Genomic DNA, 22288 nt, shown 5'->3' on the forward strand with positions numbered 1-22288 from the left:
TGACCATAATGATTTATAACTTTATTTTCATAAAATTATGATCCATGAAAAAGTTATATTACTCCGCAAATGCCCTGTTTATATTAATGTTAGCTTTATTAGCTTCTTGTAAAAAAAGCGAAACTGTACCTCTATCTGAGAATAAAAAAGATAGAAAAGCAATTGAATATAAGAAACCAGCTTCGGCTATTTCTTATCAAATTCAAAACACAAAAGAATGGCTAAAAATCAATGAAGCCGATAGTAGTAAAATGAATCTTGTTTATGCCGTAAACAGAACCGATAAAGCTAATTTCAAAAAACTGGATTCTGTTGTGATTCCAACAGATTTTAGCGGAGATTTAGTTTACTATATGCCATTTCCGCTTCATGTTTCTGCATTAGAAGGTGTGTCAAAAATTATCATTTTCTCCTATCCTACTCAAACTTTTGGCGCTTATGAAAACGGTGAACTGGTTCATACAGGCCCAACAAATATGGGAAGAAAAAAAGATCCTACTCCAACAGGATTATTCTTTACTAATTGGAAAGCTGAAAAAACAACCAGTACTTTTAATGACGAATGGGATTTAAAATGGAATTTCAATATAGAAAATAAACTTGGAGTTGGTTTTCATCAATATGAATTACCAGGTTATCCGGCTTCACATTCCTGCTTAAGACTTCAGGAAAAAGATGCCAAATATCTATACAAATTTGCAGATGAATGGATTTTAAAAGACGAAGAAAATGTAAAAGTCAAAGGAACTCCGGTCGTAGTTTTTGGAAGTTATAATTTTGACGGCCCGAAACCATGGCTACAATTAGCATCTAATCCAAAAGTGTTGAATATTTCAGAAAGCGAAATTGAAAATCAGATAAAACCATTTTTAAAAGAAATTCTAGAAAATCAAAAGCTAAGAGAAACTGAGCCAAATACAACTATGTAAAAACTTGCATCATCATATAAAATCCGCCGAGACATTTAACTAATGTTTCAGCGGATTTTTTTTAAAAAACTTTAGAATACTCGGTTAAAGCCTTTTATCTTATCTTCTGTAAACCTACAGCTAAAGCTGGTGGTAACTTAAACACATAATTTCGATCCTGCAAAACCTTTGCCCCTATGAGCCTCTGAACCTTTGCATCTTAAAAATATAAATAAGCGAACATTCACTTATTATTTATATCTTTGTACCATAATTCAGAAAATTATGAGAACAAGAGATATTAATAAAGAAGGAATTGTAAAGCAAAAAGCAATAGAAATGCTGGTTTCACAAGGAGTGGAAGGTTTTGGAATGAATCGCCTGGCGAAAGAATGCGGTGTTTCTGTAGCTACACTTTATATTTATTATTCTGATAAAGAAGATTTGATTAAGAAAATCGGAACTGAAATAGGCCAAAATTTCTTTGACGAAATGCTAGATGGGTTTTCATCAGAAATGTCTTTTGTTGATGGATTACGTAAACAATGGGAAAATCGTTCAAAATTTGTCATTGAGCATCCTCTTGAAACTACGTGTTTTGAACTTTTAAAACATTCAACTTATGGAGATGCAATTCTTGCTGAAATCACTTCTGAATTTAGAGCCGAAATGACAAAATTCATCACAAAATCAATCGAAAAAAAGGAACTACTTCCTATGACATTTGAGATTTTCTGGAGCATTGCTTATGGTTCTCTCTATTCTCTTTTAGAGCTTCACAGAGAAGGAAAATCGATGTCAGGCAAACCATTTGTTTTTACAGATCAAATTAGAGAAGAAGCTTTTAATTTGATCCTGAAGGCACTTATACCCTAGCAACAATTACAATATCAATTACAATATCAATTACAATATCAATTACAATATCAAAATACAACAGAATGAAAACTTCACTTATAGAGAATAAAAAAATTGCTATTATTGGCGGTGGTCCAGTGGGACTTACAACTGCTCGAATTTTACAAATTAATGGTGCAGATGTAAAAGTTTATGAAAGAGACCTCAATGCCCAAGCCAGAACTTCTGGAGGAACACTTGACATACATTCAGGTTCAGGGCAATATGCGATTCAGAAAGCCGGACTAATGGAAGAATTTTATAAATATGCGCGTCCGACTGGTGAGAAAATGGCCGATATGCACGGAAATATCAATGCCGATGAAATGCCGGACGAAACAAATGCTTATTCAAGACCTGAAATTGACCGCAACGATCTACGCAAAATTATGCTGGAAAATCTTCATGAAAATACCGTTGTCTGGGATAGTCAATTAACAAATATTGAAAAAGACGAAAATCAATACATTTTAAAATTCAAAAACGGTACAACAGCAAAAGCCGATTTTGTAATTGTAGCCAACGGCGGAAGATCAAATGCCCGAAAATTTGTAAGCGATCAAGAACCTCAACTTTCCGGAACGTATATAATTCAGGGAGAAATTACAAATCCAGATCAGGATTATCCAGAATTCAAACCTAAATATGGCAACGGAAATGTAATGGCTATGGGTGAGCAGAAAATGTTTTATACCCATACTATGAGCGATGGCTCTGTACATTTTGGTGTTTCTTTTAAAGCTGATGAAAATTGGATTTTAAACAACGGAATCAATTTTGAAGATGACAAAGCTGTGATTTCTTTTTTAAACGAAACTTTTAAAAACTGGAGCAATGATTACAAAAAATTCTTTGCCGTTTCTACTGAATTCTCAGGTTTGCCATTGCGATTATTCTCTTTGGAAGAATCATGGAAAGAACATTCAAATATTACACTTGTAGGCGATGCAGCACATTTAATGCCTCCATTTGCAGGAGAAGGCGTAAATATGGGATTATTTGATGCTTTTCATTTAACCGAAAATCTAACGAACGGAAAATTTGAAACTATTGACGAAGCCATTCAAGATTATGAGAAAAAAATGTTTGGCTATGCTTTGGAAGCACAACGCATGACAAAAAAAATGGAAGATTTATTACATTCTGATATTTCGGCAGAAGATATTTTGAATAGTCGTGGTGCTTAATTTTTTTTCACCATATAAGTAATGTAAGCTCATTTTATTGAGACTATTTTTTTACATCAACTTTGTCATTTCGAGGTACGAGAAACCCCGCTCCTAAAGTCGCCAATCTGCATCGAATTACGTGCGTGATTTCTCGTACCTCGAAATGACAAGATTACAAATATTAGATAACGTAAACCTTTGTCAAAGTTTTAAACTTTGACAAAAGTATATACAGTTCAATTTGACAGAGCAAGAAAGCCAAAAGTAAACGAAATGTTTTTATGAAAATGTCTCCCATAGCCCCGATAGAAGTGGAAATCCTTTTACTTTTTTCTTTAAAAAGTAAAAGATTGAAACGGATAGCGGGATTAGCTCCTAAAAATAATATAGAAATCATAACATCAAAAATTAAACGAAAAAAGGCGTAAGAACTAAATCTTACGCCTTTTACTTTTATATAAAAACTAAAAATTATCTGGAATAATTTGGAGCTTCTTTTGTAATAGTTACGTTATGTGGGTGACTTTCTGTAATTCCGCTTGACGTAATTCTAACAAAACGTCCTGTTTCTTGTAAAGTCGGAATATCTTTTGAACCACAGTATCCCATTCCGGCGCGAAGACCTCCAATAAACTGAAGCATACTTTCGTTTAATTCTCCTTTATAAGGAACACGTCCAACAATTCCTTCCGGAACTAATTTTTTAACATCGTCTTCAACATCCTGGAAATAACGATCTTTAGAACCCGTTTGCATTGCTTCAACAGAACCCATTCCACGATATGATTTGAATTTTCTACCTTCAAAAATAATAGTTTCACCTGGAGATTCTTTTGTTCCTGCTAACAATGAACCTAACATTACACAGTCAGCACCTGCAGCGATTGCTTTAGGAATATCTCCTGTATAACGAATTCCACCATCTGCAATAACTGGAACTCCAGTTCCTTTAATAGCTGCAGCAACTTCTAAAACTGCTGAGAATTGAGGAAAACCAACACCTGCAACGATACGTGTAGTACAGATAGAACCAGGTCCGATTCCAACTTTTACACCATCAGCACCATTTTCTACCAAATATTTAGCAGCTTCCGGAGTTGCAATATTTCCAACAATTACATCTATTTGAGGGAATTTAGATTTTACTTCTTTTAAGGTATTTACCACACCTTCTGTATGTCCGTGTGCTGTATCGATAATAATTGCATCTACACCAGCGTTTACCAAAGCTTCAGCTCTTTGAACTGCATCTCCAGTAACTCCAATTGCAGCTGCAACTCTCAAACGTCCAAAAGAATCTTTGTTTGCAATTGGCTTTTGAGTCAGTTTTGTAATATCTCTGAAAGTAATTAAACCTACTAATTCGTTTTTATCGTTTACAACTGGTAATTTTTCGATTTTATGACCTTGCAAAACTACTTCTGCCTGCTGTAAAGAAGTTCCTTCCGAAACAGTAACTAGATTTTGACTTGTCATGACCTCAGCGATTGGTCTTGCACCATTCTTTTCGAAACGTAAATCACGATTGGTAACAATTCCTTTTAAGATTCTATTTTCGTCAACGATTGGAATACCACCAATTCCAAATTCTTTCATTGCATTTTTTGCATCTGCAATAGTTGAAGTCATTGGTAATGTTACCGGGTCGATAATCATTCCTGCTTCTGCACGTTTTACTTTTCGAACTTTTCCTGCTTGTTGCTCGATAGTCATATTTTTATGCAAAACACCAATTCCGCCTTCCTGCGCCATAGCAATTGCCATTGCACTTTCGGTAACAGTATCCATAGCAGCAGATACGATTGGAACGTTTAGCGTTATATTTCTTGAAAATTTTGATTTAATGCTTACTTCGCGGGGAAGCACATTCGAGTAGTTAGGTACTAATAATACATCGTCGTAAGTTAAACCTTCGCCGATAATCTTGGAGTTGTGTGCTATCATGTTGCAATTTCTAGTTGAATTGCGTGCAAATATAGTGAATAAATCGCTAACTTGATCACTAACTTATTCATAAATTTAACTTTACAGGAAAAATCCTATATAAAAATTCCAATTTTAATTCCCAGTCTTTGGGTCTTAATTCCAGATCCAGCAAAGCAGTTATTCTTTTTTATTTTAAAAATTATCGAAATTTAAATCTCAATTCCGTCACCTGGAATTTGGAATTTTAAGGGTTGAAATTTCTAATCTTCCTTATCCTGAAAGACAAAATTTATCCCGAGCTGAAATGCAGTACTATTAGCTTTAGAAACATCATTGTATTCTAAAACATTATTTACTAAAGCATATATATTGACTATACCAATAGTTCCTGAAAGCCCCAACCCGATATTTTTATTTGAAAATGTGTCGAATGTATAAGTTGCTTTTACATCTAATTTCTCAAATATTTTTCTTTGATAAAAGAGGGTCAATGCTGCAATAGCCTCTCTGGGCGCTGACATGGCAAAAAACTGAACTCCTGCTGCATTTTTATATTTTTCAACACTTTGTGGCAGCTTACAGTTACATTCTTCATATGCGCGGGATTTCCCAAATGAGTATTGTAAGGAAGAATAAATTTTTGTGGGACGCCAGGTGGTATATTTATTATATAATGTATCTCTGGGAATTGCTTTCTCAAATTCATCAAATATATTTTCAGGATCGTCTGTGCCCATAAAATCCGGATTTGCACCATTATAATGATACGTTCCTTTATAAGTCAGTGTTTCAATATCTTTAGACTGATGTACAAACCCTAAATCAATGATGCTAGCTGTAAGCTGAAGATTTTCTTTTATATTATACGTAACTCCGGCATCTAACCCAAAACCTAAGCTTCCGTTAAAAAAAGTGTTATGAGCAATATCTTCTGCAATATTTCCTTCGTATTCATCTTTTGTAAAACGAGAAATTCCAGATGTTTTAAGTTCTAAATTGGAGGAAATAACCTGATCATAAAGATTAGGTGTCCCATCCATTTGACCTGTATATATGTAACCCGAATTATGAGTCGAAACTGCATTTGCACCGCTCGAATAAATTTTTGCTCTTCCTCCAAGTACCCATTTTTCATTCATTTTTTTATGAAAACCCACATGAAAAACAGAAAGAACCTCTGCCTTAAGATTTAAATCAGCGAGACTAAACGCTTTTCCAATATAATTTTGATTCCCATCCAAAGCTAATAAAGCCACATCTTTTGGCATATACATAAAAAAATCAAACTCCTGATACACGCCAAAAGAAACATACGAGCGACTATCTTTGCCTCCTACTCTAAATCCACCAGAAAATATTTCCAATTGCTGGTTGGTAATAACCTTATCGTTTTTTGAAGATTTGTTGATTACATTTCTAACTTTATCATTAAAATCTACTCCATTATCTGCAAACAAATCGTAGGCCGAAAAACTACTTGATCCTACATTAGCCGAAACTCCGGATAATATTGGTAAACCAAAATAAAATTTATAAGAAACATCTGCCCCCGGGTTCACGAGAGAAGATTGAGGGATCGAGGTAAAATTATACAAGACTTCTTTGTTTTGCGAAAAACAAGAAAGCACCATCAACAGAAATAAAATTAGATATCCTTTTTTCATTCTATTTCCATATAAACGGTTGCGCTTGATTTTAAGTTTAATTTCCCAGGACTCTGTTCTGTTAGGGGTGGTCCGGCAGTAATTAGAACAACAAATCCAATTTTTACGGTTTGTTTTAAAAGATCCAGTCTTTGATTTTCAAAAACTTCGGTAGGATATTTTGTTGTATTAGGAGTCCCTTTGTAGGCAGGAACCCTATAGGAAAGTGTTTCAACAATTTCGTTGTTGGCATTTATTAGTAACAGGTTTACGACAAAAGCCCTTTCAATTGTATTGTCTATTTGTACATCAAAGGCAGCTTTCTTTAAATGCTCATTAAAAAACTTGTCTTTAAAAACATCAAAATCCCGAATGTCAAATGCAATTTGATTTCCGCCGTCATTTACCAATTCTTTAGCCGCAACATCAAAATAGGCAAGGTTTGCTACAAATACAGGTTTAAGCTTTAAATCTTTTACCTGATCAAAATCCAAATTACTCGAACATGAAAAGAACAAGCTCGCCAGAATTAAAACTTTAGAAATATTTCTAATAAAACTCTTCATCACTAATAGTTTTAATGGTCAGTAATAACGTTGCTTTAAACCTTTTACTTTAAATAAATAGTAAATATACTACTTTTTCAATGAAACTTTCCAAACAATTTTGAAGCTTCATTGTAAGCGCTTTCAAAACTCAAAGAATTAAGTCCTGTTATTTTTTTATTGGCAGTAAAATAAGAAACAAGCTTTTCTGTAGGCATATTACCCGTTAATTTATCTGTTGCCATTGGGCAGCCTCCAAAACCTTGTATGGCACCATCAAAACGAACACAGCCCGCTTTTGCTGCTGCATCAATTTTTTCGAACCAAGTGTCGGGTGTTGTATGCAAATGAGCTCCAAATTCTATCTGAGGATATTTTGGAATCAGATTAGAATAAAGATAAGTAATCACATCTGGTGTTGAAGTGCCAACTGTATCTGAAAGCGATAAAATTTTAACTCCCATTCCGGCAAGTTTCTCGGTCCACTCTCCTACTATTTCAACATTCCACGGATCCCCATATGGGTTTCCAAAACCCATTGAAAGATACGTTACAACCTCTTTGTTTTTTTGATCTGCAATTTCAAGTATTTCCTGAAGTGTAATCAATGATTCGGCTATTGTTTTATGCGTGTTTCTCATCTGAAAATTCTCAGAAATCGAAAATGGAAAACCTAAATACTGAATAGCTTCGTGTTCAGAAGCAGATACTGCACCTTGTGTATTGGCGATAATTGCCAAAAGTTTACTATTGGTTTGTGATAAATCGAGTTCTGCCAGAACCTCAGCCGTATCCTGCATTTGCGGAATTGCTTTGGGAGACACAAAACTTCCAAAATCTATCGTATCAAACCCTACCCGAAGCAGCGCCTGAATATAAGTAACCTTATTTTTTGTCGGAATAAAATCCTTAATACCTTGCATGGCATCACGTGGACATTCGATAATCTTGATCTCTTTATTCAAAACTTATTCATTTGTAAAGGCTAAGTTAGTTTCTTTTTTAAAGAAATAAAAATTAACTCTTTCCTGAATTTATATTTTAAACCATTTAAGTTGTATAACTTCATTTAAAACGTTCTGATTACTATTTTAGGTTATCAACTTAGAATTATCAACTAAAGGTTTTAATAGCAGATACTATTAAGTAAATAGCAATATTTTTAAATATTACACAAAAACGTAATAAATCAAAATATTACATAAAAAAGTAATAATAATTTTTATTACTTATATTTGTAATAGAAAGTTTATTATTTTTTAATTATATTTGATTATGACTAGTGTAATTACAGGTGATATAATTGGTTCAAGACAGCAAAAATCTAAACATTGGCTAGAGGATTTAAAAAAGATTTTAAATTCTTTTGGCCAAACGCCTTCTCAATGGGAGGTTTACAGAGGTGATGAATTTCAGGTTGAGATTAAAAACCCTGAGGATGCTTTACTGGCAGCCATTTTAATCAAAGCACATTTACGAACCATAAAATCTGATGCCCGTATGAGTATCGGTTTTGGAGACAAGACACATACAGCCGACCGAATATCAGAAAGTAATGGCTCTGCTTTTATTAACTCTGGCGAACTATTTGAAACATTAAAAAAGCAAAAAGTCACTTTAGCAATACGAACCGCAGATCAGGCTATAGATGAAAAAATGAATTTAATGCTACAGCTGGCATTAACATTTATGGACAATTGGTTAGTACAATCGGCCGAGTTTGTTGCTGCCGCAATAGAAAATCCAACTTTATCGCAAGAAGAGCTGGGACAGAAATTAGGTATTAATCAGGCAGCCGTGAGCCGAAGACAAAAACGCGCTCAATTTGATTTGGTACTGAATTTAGATCGATATTTTAGAACACAAATAAAACAGCTTACAGCCTCATGATTTTATTTATCAAACTACTTTTAGCACATTTACTGGGAGATTTTATCTGGCAGCCTAATTCCTGGGTAGCCCATAAAGAAATTAAAAAACATAAAAGTAAATACTTTTACATTCACATTTTACTTCATGGAATTTTAGCTGCAATTGTAGCCGGAGAAATCAGCTTTATACCCTATGCCGTTTTAATTGCAGTAACTCACGGTATCATAGATTTAATAAAACTAAATTTTCAGAAAGAAAATACGAAACGCACCTGGTTTGTTATCGATCAGCTTGCACATGTTTTAGTCTTAGTGGCAGTTGTACTGCTTTATCAAAATAAAAACATCGCCTATTTTTGGCTGGAGAATGATTTTTGGGTTCTGATAACGGGAGTTCTATTATTAACTAAACCTACTTCTATTTTTATCAAAACGATTATTTCAATCTGGAGTCCGGAGAACGAAAACAATCATAAAGACGATTCTCTTGCCCATGCAGGAAAGTACATAGGCATACTAGAACGTTTATTTGTAATTTGCTTTATCCTAACCGGACATTTTGAAGCAATAGGCTTTTTACTGGCCGCTAAATCAATTTTCAGATTTGGAGATTTAAAAGAAGCCAAAGACCGAAAATTGACCGAATATGTAATGATCGGAACCCTAATTAGTTTTGGAATCGCAATTATTGTTGGACTAATTGTTCAGGCATTACTCCTACAACTGTCCTAAAACTTTTTTATTAATTGCTTTTATCAATGCCGGACCTTCATAAATAAAACCAGTATACAATTGCACTAAACTTGCTCCTGCATTTAGTTTTTCGATAGCATCGTCAGCAGAATGAATTCCTCCTACTCCAATAATTGGGAATGCTTTATTGCTTTTTTCTGAAAGAAAACGAATTACTTCTGTAGAACGTTTTGTTAATGGTTTTCCAGATAATCCACCAGTTTCAGATTGATTGGCAGATTGCAGACCATCTCTTGAAATTGTAGTATTTGTAGCAATTACACCCGCGATTTGAGTCGTTTTTACAATATCAATAATATCCAACAATTGTTCATCTGTTAAGTCCGGAGCAATTTTTAAAAGAATTGGTTTTACTTTTTGAGTGCTTGTTTTTTGCTTTTCAACATTTCTGTCCTGCAATGTCTGCAGTAAAGCCGTTAAAGGCTCTTTATCCTGAAGTGCTCTTAAATTTGGTGTATTTGGCGAACTTACATTCACTACAAAATAATCGACATGATCAAACAAAGCATCAAAACAAATGATATAATCATCAACCGCATTTTCGTTTGGTGTAACTTTATTTTTTCCGATGTTTCCTCCAATTAAAACTCCTGAATTCTTTTTCAAACGTTCTACGGCTTCAATAACACCGCCGTTATTAAATCCCATTCGGTTAATGATAGCCTGGTCTTCTTTTAAACGAAATAAACGCTTTTTAGGATTTCCTTCCTGACCAACCGGAGTAACGGTTCCTATTTCAATAAAACCAAAACCAAAATCTCCAAGTTCTTTATATAGCTTGGCATCTTTATCAAATCCTGCTGCAAGACCAACCGGATTTTTAAATTTAATTCCGAAAACTTCTCTTTCTAATCGAGAATCTTTTACTTCGTAAATGGCTCTTATAATTGATGAAACCCCAGGAATTTTTGAAATGAATTTTACAAATGAAAAAGTAAAGTAATGTACTTCTTCTGGATCAAACCAAAAAAGTATCGGACGGATAATCAATTTATACATAAGAATATTGTTGTGTTGTTTTCGGGTGCAAATTTAAATATTATAGTTTAAAAAGGTGCTTTTTTTCTAAAAACAAATAATTTCAACTTTGCTTAATTTTTCAAAAGCTATCCAAAAGCTATTATAAAATCAAAGTATCGTTTTTTGGCTTAAACTTTCAAAAGAAGCCCTTTTGATGTTGCAAATTATAATATGAAACCAATTTGAACCTTTTCATAGCACTATCTAGCTTTTTTATCTCCTAATTTTGAGTAGTTTAAGAAAATCGTATTATCTATTTTTCGCTAGTTGCATTATCATTTTACGGATTATTTTTCGAGAAATTCAAAAAGTGTTTTTCAATTAATTAACATCTTAAAACCATGAAAATCAAAAACATTCTGATACTTAAGACCTGTATCCTATTATTTCTTTTATGTCTTATCCCGGGCATAAATCAAAAAGTATCAGCTCAGGCTGATCCCCAACAAGTAACCAAGGAAACTTTCCATGGCAAGATATCACTGGATGTTCGGGACTCAAAAGAGGACTGGACACCTTATTCTCCAAAAAAAGCACCAGATGGAGCGCCAAATATTTTATTTATTCTATATGATGATACAGGACTTGCTGCCTGGTCACCATTTGGAGGAGCCATCAATATGCCTACTTTACAAAAATTAGCAGATAACGGTATCACATACTCACAATGGCATACAACTGCCTTATGTTCTCCAACAAGATCAACATTACTAACAGGAAGAAATCACCATTTAAATGGTATGGCAGCCATTACAGAAGCAGCAGCAGGTTTTCCAGGAGGCAGCGGAAGACTACCAAAACAAGCTGCAACTATAGGCCAAGTACTTCAAGACAGTGGCTGGAGTACTTTCTGGATAGGAAAAGATCACAACGTTCCTGAACAGGACGTAGCTTCAGGTGGAGACCGAAGCACCTGGCCTTTGCAAATGGGATTTGATCGTTACTACGGCTTTCTTGGTGGAGAAACCAATCAATGGTATCCAGATTTAGTTGAGGATAATCATTTTGTTGAACCACCTGCAACTCCAGAAGAAGGATATCATTTGTCAAAAGACTTAGCAGACCACGCTTTAGAATTTTTAAAAGACCAAAAAGCAACGAACCCTTCTAAACCTTGGTACATGTGGTATTGTCCAGGTGCCAACCATGCTCCGCATCAAGCACCTGAAGAATATATAGCAAAATACAAAGGTAAATTTGACGAAGGCTATGATGCCTATCGCAAATGGGCATTGCCACGCATGATCGCTAAAGGTATAATTCCAAAAGGAACTACTTATGCCAATTTCAACCCTCTTCCTCCTGGCATTTCAAATCCTGGTGATGAAGTTTTAGACTGGAATAAATTAAGTGCAGACGAAAAGAAACTTTTTTCCAGACTAGCTGAAGTCTATGCTGGTTTTTCTGAATATACTGATGCTCAGGTAGGACGTATAATTGATTATTTACAACAAACCGGACAATTAGAAAATACGGTTGTAATTTATGCTGCTGATAATGGAGCTTCAGGTGAAGGTTCACCAACAGGTTCAGTAAATGAAAATAAATTCTTCAATGGCTATCCTGACGAATTAAAAGAGAACTTAAAATATATTGACAAACTAGGAAGCCCGGACACTTACGAACACTATCCAACGGGCTGGGCTGCTGCGTTTTCTACCCCTTTTAAAATGTTCAAAAGATACAGCGAATATGCAGGAGGAACTTGTGATCCATTAGTGATTTCCTGGCCAAAAGGAATAAAGGCCAAAGGAGTGGTACGAGATCAGTTCCATCATTCAACAGATATCGTTCCAACTATTCTTGATATTTGCGGCCTTGAAATGCCAAAAGTCTATCGTGGAGTTCCGCAATACCCACTTTCAGGAGTTTCTATGCGTTATACTTTTGACGCCGCACCTGATACAAAAACAAAAAAACATATTCAGTATTTTGCAATGTTAGGAAGTCGCGCTTTATGGAAAGACGGTTGGAAAGCTGTTGCATTGCATGCACCGTTAACAGGAAAAGGAAATTTTGATAAAGACGAATGGGAATTGTATAATACTGATATTGATAGAGCAGAAATAAATAATTTAGCTAAGAAATATCCGGACAAATTAAAAGAATTAATTAAAGACTGGAATGATGAAGCAGCTAAAAACCTTGTTTTACCATTAGATGACCGTACAGCGGTGGAACAATTAGGTATCGAAAGACCATCTGCCGAAGCTCCTCGCGATCTTTACAAATATTACCCTGGAACATCACCAGTACCTGAAGGTGTTGCTGTAAACGTTCGTGGACGTTCGTATAAAATTTTAGCTGATGTTGACATAAAAGACGCCAACGCTTCAGGAGTACTTTTTGCTCATGGTTCACGTTTTGGAGGTCACACACTATTTGTTAAAGACAAAAAATTAAATTACGTATACAATTTCTTAGGAATTGCTCCAGAACAGAAATTTACTTCAAATATCACCATTACTCCCGGAAAACACGTTTTCGGAATGGAATTTATCCGTGAAAAAGCGGGGCCAAACGGTGAATCTCTTGGTACAATGAAACTTTATATCGATGGAAAAGAAGTTGCTTCAGGACCGATGCGAACACAATCAGGAAAATTTACACTTGCCGGAGATGGACTCTGTGTCGGGTTTGACAGTGGAGATTCTGTTAGTAAAGAATATAAAACTCCTGGAACTTTCAAAGGAGGCGAAATCATTGGCGTAGGTGTAAGTGTTGGAAAAATAGAATATTCTGATTTAAATAATGAAGCCAAAAGAGCAATGGGAAGGGATTGATTAACATTATAAAAAGAGGTATTTAATTTGAACAGTAAAATGGGCAATAAATACCTCTTTTATTTATAAATCAGTTTCTAGTGCTTAATAATAATCAAGCGCTTTGTATAAATAAACTTATCCCTTTAATATTTCTTCTGAGCTAAAGTTTTAATTGTAAACACATTGCTCTAGAAAACGCAGAAAAGCTTCAGAGGAAAATAAATATTTTAAAAACCAATTATGTACCTATATAAAACAAATAAAACTGTTTCGATTTCAAAAATTCTTTTGACATCCTTAATGCTTTTAATTGGTTTAAATGGAATGGCGCAGCTCGAAAAGGGAAAAGAAAAGGACACCACTAAACTAATCAATGTAAGCTACGGAAAAAAAGGAATTGAACTAAGAACAAGAGACGACAAATTTCTTTTTCAGTTGCAAAGCAGATTTCAATTCCGATTTTCTACACCCAACGACACAGATCCTTTAACTTATGATGATTATAGTCAGGATGCAAAAACAACTTTTAAAATTAATAGAGCCAGGTTAAAAGTTGGCGGGCATGCTTTTCATCCCTGGCTCAACTATTATTGGGAGTATGAACTAAGTCAGTCTAATTTATTAGATTTTAGGTTGATGGTTGAAAAATGGGAATGGCTCAGTTTTAAAGCTGGCCAATGGAAGGTCGAATACACAAGGGAACGCTTTATAAGCAGTGGTGAGCAGCAAACTGTTGACCGGTCTTTAATCAACCGTCCTTTTACTGCAGACAGGCAAATGGGAGTTGAAGTTTACGGACATCTTAAAGGCGCCGGAATTGCCGATTTTAATTACTGGGCCGCGGCACTTACCGGAACAGGACGAGGAAACACAGCAAATGATGACGGAAATCTAATGTATTTTGGCCGTGCGCAATGGAATTTTCTAGGCAGATTTCTAGACTTTGAAGGAAGTGATTTAGAATTCCACGAAAAACCAACTCCAATTATTGCTATTTCTGGTTTAACAAACCGAAGCCCATATACCCGATTTTCACAATCAGGAGGCGGATCTTTAGAAGGCTATGAAAATGGCGCTCCGGGACAATATCGAGTAAATCAATGGAATATAGAAAGTGCTTTTATGTACCGCGGTTTTTCCTGGCAAAGCGAATTGCATACAAAAAAGATCATTGATAAATTAAACTTTGATGATACTACTACATTAAAAGGATATTATGTTCAGGCGGGTTATTTCTTTAATAATGCTTTTGAATGGTGGCCAAAAAAATTAGAAATGGCCGCCAGACATGCTGCATATCGTCCAGATGATTCAATTAAACAAAACATGCAGGATGAAACTACAATTGCTTTTAACTGGTTTTTTAATGGACACAAGAATAAACTAACTTCAGAAGTCACCTATTTTAGTTTTCAGGACAAAACATTGCCATTAGAGCAAGGGTGGCGTTTTAGATTACAATGGGACATCTCACTATAAGCATCAGGATAACTTAATTTGAAATATAGTTAAATTTTACAGGAGAAATCATTTTTTTAATAACTTTATAAAACTAAAACCTTGAAAATGAAAAATGTAACCACACCAATACGAAAAACAGTATGCTGGCTTTTTATCGGGTCACTTTTTATGATTTCAATTGACAGTTTTGCACAGCGCGGACGTGGCGGTTTTCATGGAGCTGGCGGTGGTGGCGGACAAAATAGGGCAGCTAGACCAGCCAGAGAAGCAAGACCTATGAACCAGTCAAGACCAGCTGCTCAATCAAGACCGGCAGTTCAGTCAAGACCAAACGCAAACAATGTATCCCGCCCAGGTGCAAACAATGGAGGTACCAGAATTAACAGAGGAACTGCCAATTCAAATATCCGTAATAATAACGGTAATGGCAGAAATTCAAACAGTGGAAACAGAATTAATAATTCCGGTAATAGAAATACCAACATAAGCGGTAATACAGTTAATAGAAACAGAAATAACGTTAATATTAACGTTAACAATAGTGTACATGTTCGCAACAACAGAAATACCGTAGTTAGACCTGGCTATAGACCATATGCTCGTCCTCCATATGTTTATGGCGGTTACAGATACAATTGTTACCATCCTTACTATCCACGTCCTTATAGACCATTTTATTGGGGACCGGTTTGGCATCCTTGGGGATTTTTCGTAGCTACTCTGGCAACGACAGCGATCATTGTTAGTGTTGAAAACCAAAAATATCATTATGATCAGGGCGTTTGGTACTCCTCAACAAGCGGAGGTTATACAGCAGTTCCTGCACCTGTTGGCGGTACTGTGAATAATATTCCAAGCGGAGCAGAAACTGTCAACACAGGAACCGTTAATAATTACTATTATGGAGGAACTTATTACGAAAAAGACGGAAGCAAGTACACCGTAGTTGCACCTACTGCCGGAACAATAGTTGATAAACTACCTGAAGGTGGTGAGGAAGTTACTATTGGTGAAGTAAAATATGTAAAATTTGGTGAAACTTATTATCAGCCTGTACAAGTTGATGGCAAAGATAAATATGAAGTAGTTTCAGTAGAAAAAGAAAGTTAAAACAAAATAGTCTATAAATTCTATAAAATAAATAGACTATTCTAATGTTATTTTTATAATTTTATCAGCCTAATAACAACCACTATACATTAAAAATTATTCTAATGAAAAATAAAACCTACTGGATATTTGCACTACTGACCATTTCGATCATTTCTATTGCTTACGGATACACTAAATTAGCAATTCCAAAGCAAGAAAAAACAGCAGCAATGGATTGCGCAGAAACTCCAAGTACTACAGAAGAATCTGCATTTAAACCAACTATAGAAAACAAAAACAAACCAGCCGGAAAAGCACCTAAAGGCATGGTTTGGATTCCTGGTGGCGAATTCTCAATGGGATCAAATGTTGAAGACGAAAGCCTGTGCAGTATAAAAGGTGTTACAAAAGATGCCGCTCCTATCCATCGTGTTTATGTTGATGGATATTATATGGACGAAACTGAGGTAACAAATGAAGAATATGAAAAATTTGTAAAAGCAACCGGATATATTACTGTTGCCGAACAAAAACCTACAAAAGAAGAATTCCCTACAGCTAATGAAGAAGACTTAGTAACCGGTTCGGTTATCTTTACTCCTACCTCATCTGCAGTTAATTTAAACAACTTCCTTCAATGGTGGCGCTATGAACCAAATACCGACTGGAGACATCCGGAAGGCCCACAAAGCAGCATTAAAGGAAAAGAAAAATACCCAGTCGTACATATTGCTTACGAAGACGCTACAGCTTACGCAAAATGGGCAGGAAAAAGACTTCCTACCGAAGCTGAATGGGAATTTGCTGCCAGAGGCGGAAAAACAGGAAATCTGTACTCATGGGGAAATTCGTTAAAACCTAACGGAAAATTTCAGGCAAATATTTATCAGGGGCATTTTCCAATAAAAGATGGTGATACCGGCGAAGATGGATTTAAAGGAATAGCACCAACTGGACAGTATAAACCAAATGCTTACGGCTTGTATGACATGGCTGGAAATGTTTGGGAATGGGTAAACGACTGGTATAGTGTGGACTATTTTAAGACTCTTGCAGAAAATGGTCAGGTTGCCAAAAACCCACAGGGACCAAATGCTTACAACGATCCAAACGATCCAAGCCAGATAAAAAGAGTACATCGTGGAGGTTCATTTTTATGCACGGATCAATATTGTACACGCTACATGGTTGGGACCAGAGGAAAGGGCGAAATCAGATCTGCTGCTAACCATCTTGGTTTTAGATGCGTCAAAAGCAAATAAACATAATAACAAAAAGAGATCTGTAAAACTTACAGATCTCTTTTTTTTGTTTAAACAGTGGATAAGTTTTAAAATCATACCACTGAAAAATTTCTATATTTGCTAAAAAACTAAAAAAATGCAACATATAATAGATCGTTTTATCAGTTATGTAACAATTGATACCGAATCAGATCCAAATTCACAAACAACTCCAAGTACAGAAAAACAATGGAATCTTGCCAATAAACTAGTTGAAGAGCTAAAAGCAATTGGATTACAAGAAGTAACTATCGACGACAAAGCCTATATTATGGCTACTCTGCCAAGCAATGTTGATCACGAAGTTCCTACAATTGGTTTTGTTTCTCATTTTGATACTTCGCCAGATTTTAGCGGGGCAAATGTTAAACCTCAAATTATTGAGAACTACGATGGAAAAGATATTGTACTGAATGCAGAGAAAAACATCATTCTATCTCCGGACTATTTCAAAGATTTACTTCAATATAAAGGGCAAACCATCATTACGACCGACGGAACTACTTTATTAGGTGCTGATGACAAAGCCGGAATTACAGAAATTGTTTCGGCAATGGAATATCTGGTTCAGCATCCTGAAATCAAACACGGAAAAATCAGAATAGGTTTTACACCAGACGAAGAAATTGGTCGTGGAGCTCATCATTTTGATGTTGAAAAATTTGGTGCGCAATGGGCTTATACCATGGATGGAAGTCAGATTGGCGAATTAGAATATGAAAACTTTAATGCTGCCGGAGCAAAAATTACTTTTAAAGGAAAAAGCGTTCACCCTGGTTATGCCAAAGGAAAAATGATCAATTCAATGCTTTTGGCAAATGAATTTATAAATGAACTTCCAAAAGGCGAAACTCCACAGGAAACCAAAGGTTACGAAGGATTCTTTCACGTACATCACATAAAAGGAAATATTGAAGAAACAGTTTTGGAATTGATTATCCGTGATCATAACAAAAAGAAATTCGAAAAACGAAAAGAGCTGATTCTTAAAATTGCGAATAAATTCAATAAAAAATTCGCTAAGAAATTTGGTGAAGATATTGTAATTGCTCAGGTTAAAGACCAATATTACAATATGAAAGAAAAGGTTCTTCCGGTAAAACATATTGTTGATATTGCAGAAAAAGCAATGAGAGAATTGAACATCAAACCAATAATCAAACCTATTCGTGGTGGTACTGACGGATCTCAACTATCATTTATGGGATTGCCTTGCCCAAATATCTTTGCAGGAGGCCATAACTTTCACGGAAAATATGAATACGTTCCTGCTGAAAGTATACAGAAAGCAACAGACGTAATTGTAAAAATTGCTGAACTAACGGCAACTCCGGGAATTTTTGATGCACCAGAAAAGCCTAAAAAGAAAAAATAATTGGAACCTAAATCCGAAAATACAGGCATGTGGAAATATGGCGGACAGTGGGAAGAAGAATTACTTCTACTGAAAGCTATTATTGACAAAACCGAACTAACTGAAACCACAAAATGGGGCGGTCCTGTTTATGTTTATAACAAGAAAAATGTTGTCGGGATTGGAGGATTTAAGGATTATTTTGCATTGTGGTTTTTTAATGGCGTTTTCTTAAAAGATGAAAAAAAGAAACTAATCAATGCTCAGGAAGAAATTACTAAATCTTTGAGGCAATGGCGTTTTACATCAAAAGATGATGTGAATGAAAAAGAAGTTTTAGAATACATTCGCGAAGCAATTGAAAACGAAAAAGAGGGAAAAGTCATTAAACCTTCAAAAAAAGAACCGATTATATCTGAACTTCTGGAAAAAGAAATGGCTCAAAATCCAGCTTTGGCAACAGCTTTTGCGAAGTTTTCTCCTTATAAACAATATGAGTTTTTAGAATATATAGAAACCGCCAAACAGGAAAAAACAAAGATTTCCAGAATCGAAAAAGTAATTCCGATGATTCTGGCAAATGTGGGATTGAATGATAAATATCGATAATTAAAATTCAATTTTTTTAAAAATTCCAAATTCCAATTGTTGGTGTCGCTCTGAGCGAAGTCGAAGAATCAATCAATACAAACCTTTGTCAAAGCTTAAAACTTTGACAAAGGTTTTTTTATAAAAAAATCCAGCATCATGCCAAACATAGCCCGTGGTTTCAACCACAAGGATATAGATTGTGGCTATGATTGTCTTCCCGTGGTTGAAACCACGGGCTATGTTTTTCATACAATAAATTTAAAATCTTTGTAGAGCTGCTTACGAAGATTTCTCCCTTTGGTCGAAATGACAAATAGCACAAAAAAAATCCCAAACTCCTATTTGGAATTTGGGATTTTCCCGATAGCTATCGGGATTGAAATTTATTTTTAGAATAAAAATTATGCTTTTTTATTCAAAGCTGCGCTCATTTCCATTGAAATAGCAGAACGCTCTAATTTTAATTTTCCAGACATTGTTTCGATTATCACTGTAGTTTCTGCAAGCTCTGCAATTTTACCGTGAATACCACTTTTTGTAATTATTTTGTCACCTACTTTTAGGCTGCTTTCAAATTCTTTTTCGTTTTTTGCTCTTTTTTGCTGTGGTCTAATCATAAAGAAATAAAGCACAACGAACATTAATAAATATGGAGCAAATTTCATTAAATCTTGCATAATTTTTGTTTTTGATTTTTAATTAATATTATTTATTGGAATTTTTCCTAATTACATAAGGCCTCGTCCAACTTTAATCATCTTTTTATTGGCTTCAAGTTCTTTAACCAAATTATCTAAAATTCCGTTGATAAAAATACTACTTTTTGGTGTAGAATACTCTTTTGCAATTTCTAAATATTCGTTAAGAGTTACTTTTACTGGAATTGATGGGAATTTCAAGAACTCACAAATTGCCATTTTAAGGATAATGGTATCAATTTCTGCAATACGCTCACTATCCCAGTTTGGTGTTTTATCATCATATTCTTTTGCTAAAACAGCTTCATTCAGAACAGTACGTCTGAACAAGTCTTTTGCAAAATCCTTATCCTCAACATCCTTGTATAATTTCGGAACTCTGAAAGTATCCGGGTCTTCTGTTTTAACCGCTTTCAATTGCTTGATAATATGTGTATTTACAACCGGAATATCATCAACCCAAGTCAATTTATCGTCTTCTAAATACTCGTATAATTTTTCATTAGGAACAATTACATTTTCAAACAAATCAATTACAAATTGTCTGTCTTCTTCAAAAGTATTGATGTTATTGCTCATGTACTTTTTGTACAAATCGCTTGCTTTAATATCATTTAAAAGCAAAATGATATAATCATCATTTAAAGACCAGTTGTTGATTTTACGATTCTCTAAAGCGATACTAAGAGAATTGCTTTCAGCAAGAAGCTGAAACATTTTGTTTTTGATGAATTTTTCGTTCGGATTACGTTCTGCTGCAGTTGCAAGGTGTTTTTTACTTGATAAATGCAGGAATACAGATTCTTTTTTGCAAATTTCAATCAATGAAGAAAGCATTATAAGGTATAAGTCCTGAATGTTATCTATGCTGTAAAAAAGAAATTTCTCTTCTTTTTCCATATTATCAGAACCGCTTTGATGCATTGCATAAATGGATTGCATTACTTTAACGCGTATGTGTCTTCTATTTACCACCTTGTAAGAACTTTTAAAAATTAGTCTGCAAAAATAAGTATTTCAATGCTTATAATAAAATTAAATCGACAAAAAAAGTCTCAGTTTTCGGTCATAGCTCTAAGATATATCAAAAAACTGTGACCGACGCTGAGACTTCTTCAACAATAAATTCTAATTTTATTATTTTTTGCTGTTTTCTATTTTTCTTGCATCAATACGATTTTGAGCAATTGTAAGAGCAGCTTTGTGAGTTGTAATTCCGTTTTTCACAGCATAATCGATAATTTCTAAAGTAGTATTATAGATATTTTCGGTTTTACTCATGATTTCAGCTTTACCATAATGTGCCAATTCAGCATAAACATTGATAATTCCACCAGCATTGATTAGGAAATCCGGAGCATATAAAATTCCTCTTTCCTGTAATCTTGCACCGTGAACATTCTCATCTGCCAACTGATTGTTTGCAGCACCAGCAATAACTTTAGCTTTAATTTTATCTACTGTATTGTCATTTAGAATTGCTCCCATTGCACATGGAGCATAAATATCAACATCTGCAGAATACAAATCTTCACCTGTATAGATAGTTGCGTTGTATTTTGAAGCTACCTGATATAATTTTTCTTCATTGATATCAGTAATTGTTACCTGTGCACCTTCTTTAGTTAAATATTCAACCAAAGCTTCACCCACATGTCCAATTCCCTGAACCAAAACTTTTTTACCATCTAAAACATCAGAACCAAACTGGCTTTTTGCAGCCGCTTTCATTCCTAAATAAACACCGTAAGCAGTTATTGGAGAAGGATTTCCAGAACCACCTCTTTCTTCAGAGATACCAGTAACATAAGGCGTTACGTCTCTAACAGTATCCATGTCTTTTGTCTCCATTCCAACATCTTCAGCAGTAATATACCTTCCGCTTAAAGAGTGAACAAATTCACCAAACTTACGCATTAACTCAGGCGTTTTCTGTGTTTTAGCATCACCAATAATAACTGCTTTTCCTCCACCAATATTAAGTCCGGTAATGGCAGATTTAAAAGTCATACCTCTTGAAAGACGCAAAACATCGTTTAATGCTTCCCATTCAGTATTGTAATTCCACATTCTAGTTCCTCCTAAAGCTGGCCCCATAACCGAATTATGAATACCAATAATTGCTTTTAAACCTGTATCTTTGTCATTGCAAAATACAATTTGTTCGTGATCGTCAAAAGATAATTGACCAAAAACAGGATCCATTTTTTGAAGTTCCTTTCCAGTTGCGAAAGTTGCATCCATAGCGCTAGTATTAATTAGTTAAAATTATGAATTTGTCAAAAAGACATCTCAAACATAATTAAAAAATA

Annotated in this window: 20 protein-coding genes; 11 read left to right on the forward strand and 9 right to left on the reverse strand. The window is 34.8% G+C overall.

Going from position 1 to position 22288, the window contains the following annotated elements; all coding sequences use genetic code 11:
- The first annotated feature begins 44 nt into the window (after positions 1-44).
- The 3 genes from OLM51_RS16940 to OLM51_RS16950 all read left to right on the forward strand — a co-directional run bounded on the left by OLM51_RS16940 (position 45) and on the right by OLM51_RS16950 (position 2992).
- Positions 45-929 (forward strand): L,D-transpeptidase, encoded by an 885-nt coding sequence (locus OLM51_RS16940; RefSeq protein WP_264551779.1) that lies wholly within the window; start codon positions 45-47, stop codon positions 927-929.
- A gap of 264 nt (positions 930-1193) precedes the next feature.
- Positions 1194-1784, forward strand: coding sequence for a TetR/AcrR family transcriptional regulator (locus OLM51_RS16945; protein WP_264551780.1), 591 nt, complete (start codon positions 1194-1196; stop codon positions 1782-1784).
- 65 nt (positions 1785-1849) lie between these two features.
- A complete protein-coding gene (locus OLM51_RS16950; protein WP_264551781.1) occupies positions 1850-2992 on the forward strand; it encodes an FAD-dependent oxidoreductase in 1143 nt (380 codons plus the stop codon).
- Between the two features lie 453 nt (positions 2993-3445).
- On the opposite strand, the gene guaB is transcribed toward OLM51_RS16950, so the two are convergent.
- The 4 genes from guaB to OLM51_RS16970 all read right to left on the reverse strand — a co-directional run bounded on the left by guaB (position 3446) and on the right by OLM51_RS16970 (position 8053).
- Complete coding sequence (guaB, locus tag OLM51_RS16955) at positions 3446-4918, reverse strand: IMP dehydrogenase (protein ID WP_264551782.1); 1473 nt, start codon at positions 4916-4918, stop codon at positions 3446-3448.
- A 242-nt stretch (positions 4919-5160) separates the two neighbouring features.
- Entirely contained in the window at positions 5161-6564 is a 1404-nt protein-coding gene (locus tag OLM51_RS16960) for a DUF5723 family protein (protein ID WP_264551783.1), read from the reverse strand.
- Positions 6561-7109 carry a hypothetical protein gene (locus OLM51_RS16965; RefSeq protein WP_264551784.1) on the reverse strand — a complete coding sequence of 183 codons (549 nt, stop codon included), beginning with the start codon at positions 7107-7109 and terminating at the stop codon, positions 6561-6563. Before OLM51_RS16965 ends, OLM51_RS16960 begins: the two co-directional genes overlap by 4 nt.
- Positions 7110-7186: 77 nt before the next feature.
- Positions 7187-8053: a hydroxymethylglutaryl-CoA lyase gene (locus OLM51_RS16970; protein ID WP_264551785.1), complete on the reverse strand. Its 867-nt coding sequence runs from the start codon at positions 8051-8053 to the stop codon at positions 7187-7189.
- 310 nt (positions 8054-8363) lie between these two features.
- Between OLM51_RS16970 and OLM51_RS16975 the strand changes: the two genes are divergently transcribed.
- Both OLM51_RS16975 and OLM51_RS16980 read left to right on the forward strand, forming a co-directional pair.
- Positions 8364-8978, forward strand: coding sequence for a SatD family protein (locus tag OLM51_RS16975; RefSeq protein ID WP_264551786.1), 615 nt, complete (start codon positions 8364-8366; stop codon positions 8976-8978).
- Positions 8975-9691 (forward strand): DUF3307 domain-containing protein, encoded by a 717-nt coding sequence (locus tag OLM51_RS16980; RefSeq protein WP_264551787.1) that lies wholly within the window; start codon positions 8975-8977, stop codon positions 9689-9691. The genes OLM51_RS16975 and OLM51_RS16980 overlap by 4 nt, the downstream gene beginning before the upstream one ends.
- On the opposite strand, the gene OLM51_RS16985 is transcribed toward OLM51_RS16980, so the two are convergent.
- Positions 9677-10711: a quinone-dependent dihydroorotate dehydrogenase gene (locus OLM51_RS16985; protein WP_264551788.1), complete on the reverse strand. Its 1035-nt coding sequence runs from the start codon at positions 10709-10711 to the stop codon at positions 9677-9679. The two genes, OLM51_RS16980 and OLM51_RS16985, sit on opposite strands and share 15 nt — an antisense overlap.
- Before the next feature lie 362 nt (positions 10712-11073).
- Here OLM51_RS16985 and OLM51_RS16990 point away from each other — a divergent pair, with 362 nt between their 5' ends.
- The 6 genes from OLM51_RS16990 (at position 11074) to OLM51_RS17015 (ending at position 19296) form a co-directional block, all read left to right on the forward strand.
- Positions 11074-13515 carry an arylsulfatase gene (locus OLM51_RS16990; RefSeq protein WP_264551789.1) on the forward strand — a complete coding sequence of 814 codons (2442 nt, stop codon included), beginning with the start codon at positions 11074-11076 and terminating at the stop codon, positions 13513-13515.
- A 222-nt stretch (positions 13516-13737) separates the two neighbouring features.
- Positions 13738-14976 (forward strand): OprO/OprP family phosphate-selective porin, encoded by a 1239-nt coding sequence (locus tag OLM51_RS16995; protein ID WP_264551790.1) that lies wholly within the window; start codon positions 13738-13740, stop codon positions 14974-14976.
- Between the two features lie 87 nt (positions 14977-15063).
- A complete protein-coding gene (locus OLM51_RS17000) occupies positions 15064-16068 on the forward strand; it encodes a DUF3300 domain-containing protein (RefSeq protein ID WP_264551791.1) in 1005 nt (334 codons plus the stop codon).
- Positions 16069-16172: 104 nt separating this feature from the next.
- A complete protein-coding gene (locus OLM51_RS17005; RefSeq protein ID WP_264551792.1) occupies positions 16173-17312 on the forward strand; it encodes a formylglycine-generating enzyme family protein in 1140 nt (379 codons plus the stop codon).
- A 118-nt stretch (positions 17313-17430) separates the two neighbouring features.
- Positions 17431-18708 carry a peptidase T gene (pepT, locus tag OLM51_RS17010; RefSeq protein ID WP_264551793.1) on the forward strand — a complete coding sequence of 426 codons (1278 nt, stop codon included), beginning with the start codon at positions 17431-17433 and terminating at the stop codon, positions 18706-18708.
- A 27-nt stretch (positions 18709-18735) separates the two neighbouring features.
- Positions 18736-19296, forward strand: a complete 561-nt coding sequence (locus OLM51_RS17015; RefSeq protein ID WP_413614539.1) for a YdeI/OmpD-associated family protein — start codon at positions 18736-18738, stop codon at positions 19294-19296.
- A gap of 72 nt (positions 19297-19368) precedes the next feature.
- On the opposite strand, the gene OLM51_RS17020 is transcribed toward OLM51_RS17015, so the two are convergent.
- From OLM51_RS17020 to OLM51_RS17035, 4 genes are all read right to left on the reverse strand, one after another.
- Positions 19369-19527, reverse strand: coding sequence for a hypothetical protein (locus tag OLM51_RS17020; protein WP_264551795.1), 159 nt, complete (start codon positions 19525-19527; stop codon positions 19369-19371).
- A 152-nt stretch (positions 19528-19679) separates the two neighbouring features.
- Positions 19680-19955, reverse strand: coding sequence for a preprotein translocase subunit YajC (gene yajC / locus OLM51_RS17025; RefSeq protein WP_264551796.1), 276 nt, complete (start codon positions 19953-19955; stop codon positions 19680-19682).
- Positions 19956-20006: 51 nt separating this feature from the next.
- On the reverse strand, positions 20007-20918 hold the full coding sequence (nusB, locus tag OLM51_RS17030; RefSeq protein WP_264551797.1) for a transcription antitermination factor NusB: 912 nt from the start codon (positions 20916-20918) through the stop codon (positions 20007-20009).
- Between the two features lie 195 nt (positions 20919-21113).
- The gene (locus OLM51_RS17035) at positions 21114-22220 is read right to left on the reverse strand and encodes an amino acid dehydrogenase (protein WP_319799960.1); all 1107 of its coding nucleotides are present in this window, start codon (positions 22218-22220) and stop codon (positions 21114-21116) included.
- Positions 22221-22288 lie beyond the last annotated feature (68 nt).

The sequence above is a fragment of the Flavobacterium sp. N2038 genome (assembly GCF_025947185.1).
GTDB lineage: Bacteria > Bacteroidota > Bacteroidia > Flavobacteriales > Flavobacteriaceae > Flavobacterium.

Excerpts from the sequence above, each read along its gene's own strand:
- OLM51_RS17035 (WP_319799960.1), bottom strand. The coding sequence starts at position 22,220 with ATGGATGCAACTTTCGCAACTGGAAAGGAACTTCAAAAAATGGATCCT.
- OLM51_RS16950 (WP_264551781.1), top strand. The coding sequence starts at position 1,850 with ATGAAAACTTCACTTATAGAGAATAAAAAAATTGCTATTATTGGCGGT.
- yajC (WP_264551796.1), bottom strand. The coding sequence starts at position 19,955 with ATGCAAGATTTAATGAAATTTGCTCCATATTTATTAATGTTCGTTGTG.
- OLM51_RS16990 (WP_264551789.1), top strand. The coding sequence starts at position 11,074 with ATGAAAATCAAAAACATTCTGATACTTAAGACCTGTATCCTATTATTT.
- OLM51_RS16940 (WP_264551779.1), top strand. The coding sequence starts at position 45 with ATGAAAAAGTTATATTACTCCGCAAATGCCCTGTTTATATTAATGTTA.
- OLM51_RS16985 (WP_264551788.1), bottom strand. The coding sequence starts at position 10,711 with ATGTATAAATTGATTATCCGTCCGATACTTTTTTGGTTTGATCCAGAA.
- guaB (WP_264551782.1), bottom strand. The coding sequence starts at position 4,918 with ATGATAGCACACAACTCCAAGATTATCGGCGAAGGTTTAACTTACGAC.
- OLM51_RS16975 (WP_264551786.1), top strand. The coding sequence starts at position 8,364 with ATGACTAGTGTAATTACAGGTGATATAATTGGTTCAAGACAGCAAAAA.
- OLM51_RS16995 (WP_264551790.1), top strand. The coding sequence starts at position 13,738 with ATGTACCTATATAAAACAAATAAAACTGTTTCGATTTCAAAAATTCTT.
- pepT (WP_264551793.1), top strand. The coding sequence starts at position 17,431 with ATGCAACATATAATAGATCGTTTTATCAGTTATGTAACAATTGATACC.
- OLM51_RS16960 (WP_264551783.1), bottom strand. The coding sequence starts at position 6,564 with ATGAAAAAAGGATATCTAATTTTATTTCTGTTGATGGTGCTTTCTTGT.
- OLM51_RS17015 (WP_413614539.1), top strand. The coding sequence starts at position 18,736 with ATGTGGAAATATGGCGGACAGTGGGAAGAAGAATTACTTCTACTGAAA.
- OLM51_RS17000 (WP_264551791.1), top strand. The coding sequence starts at position 15,064 with ATGAAAAATGTAACCACACCAATACGAAAAACAGTATGCTGGCTTTTT.
- OLM51_RS16980 (WP_264551787.1), top strand. The coding sequence starts at position 8,975 with ATGATTTTATTTATCAAACTACTTTTAGCACATTTACTGGGAGATTTT.
- OLM51_RS17020 (WP_264551795.1), bottom strand. The coding sequence starts at position 19,527 with ATGAAAAACATAGCCCGTGGTTTCAACCACGGGAAGACAATCATAGCC.
- OLM51_RS16945 (WP_264551780.1), top strand. The coding sequence starts at position 1,194 with ATGAGAACAAGAGATATTAATAAAGAAGGAATTGTAAAGCAAAAAGCA.
- OLM51_RS17005 (WP_264551792.1), top strand. The coding sequence starts at position 16,173 with ATGAAAAATAAAACCTACTGGATATTTGCACTACTGACCATTTCGATC.
- nusB (WP_264551797.1), bottom strand. The coding sequence starts at position 20,918 with ATGCAATCCATTTATGCAATGCATCAAAGCGGTTCTGATAATATGGAA.
- OLM51_RS16965 (WP_264551784.1), bottom strand. The coding sequence starts at position 7,109 with ATGAAGAGTTTTATTAGAAATATTTCTAAAGTTTTAATTCTGGCGAGC.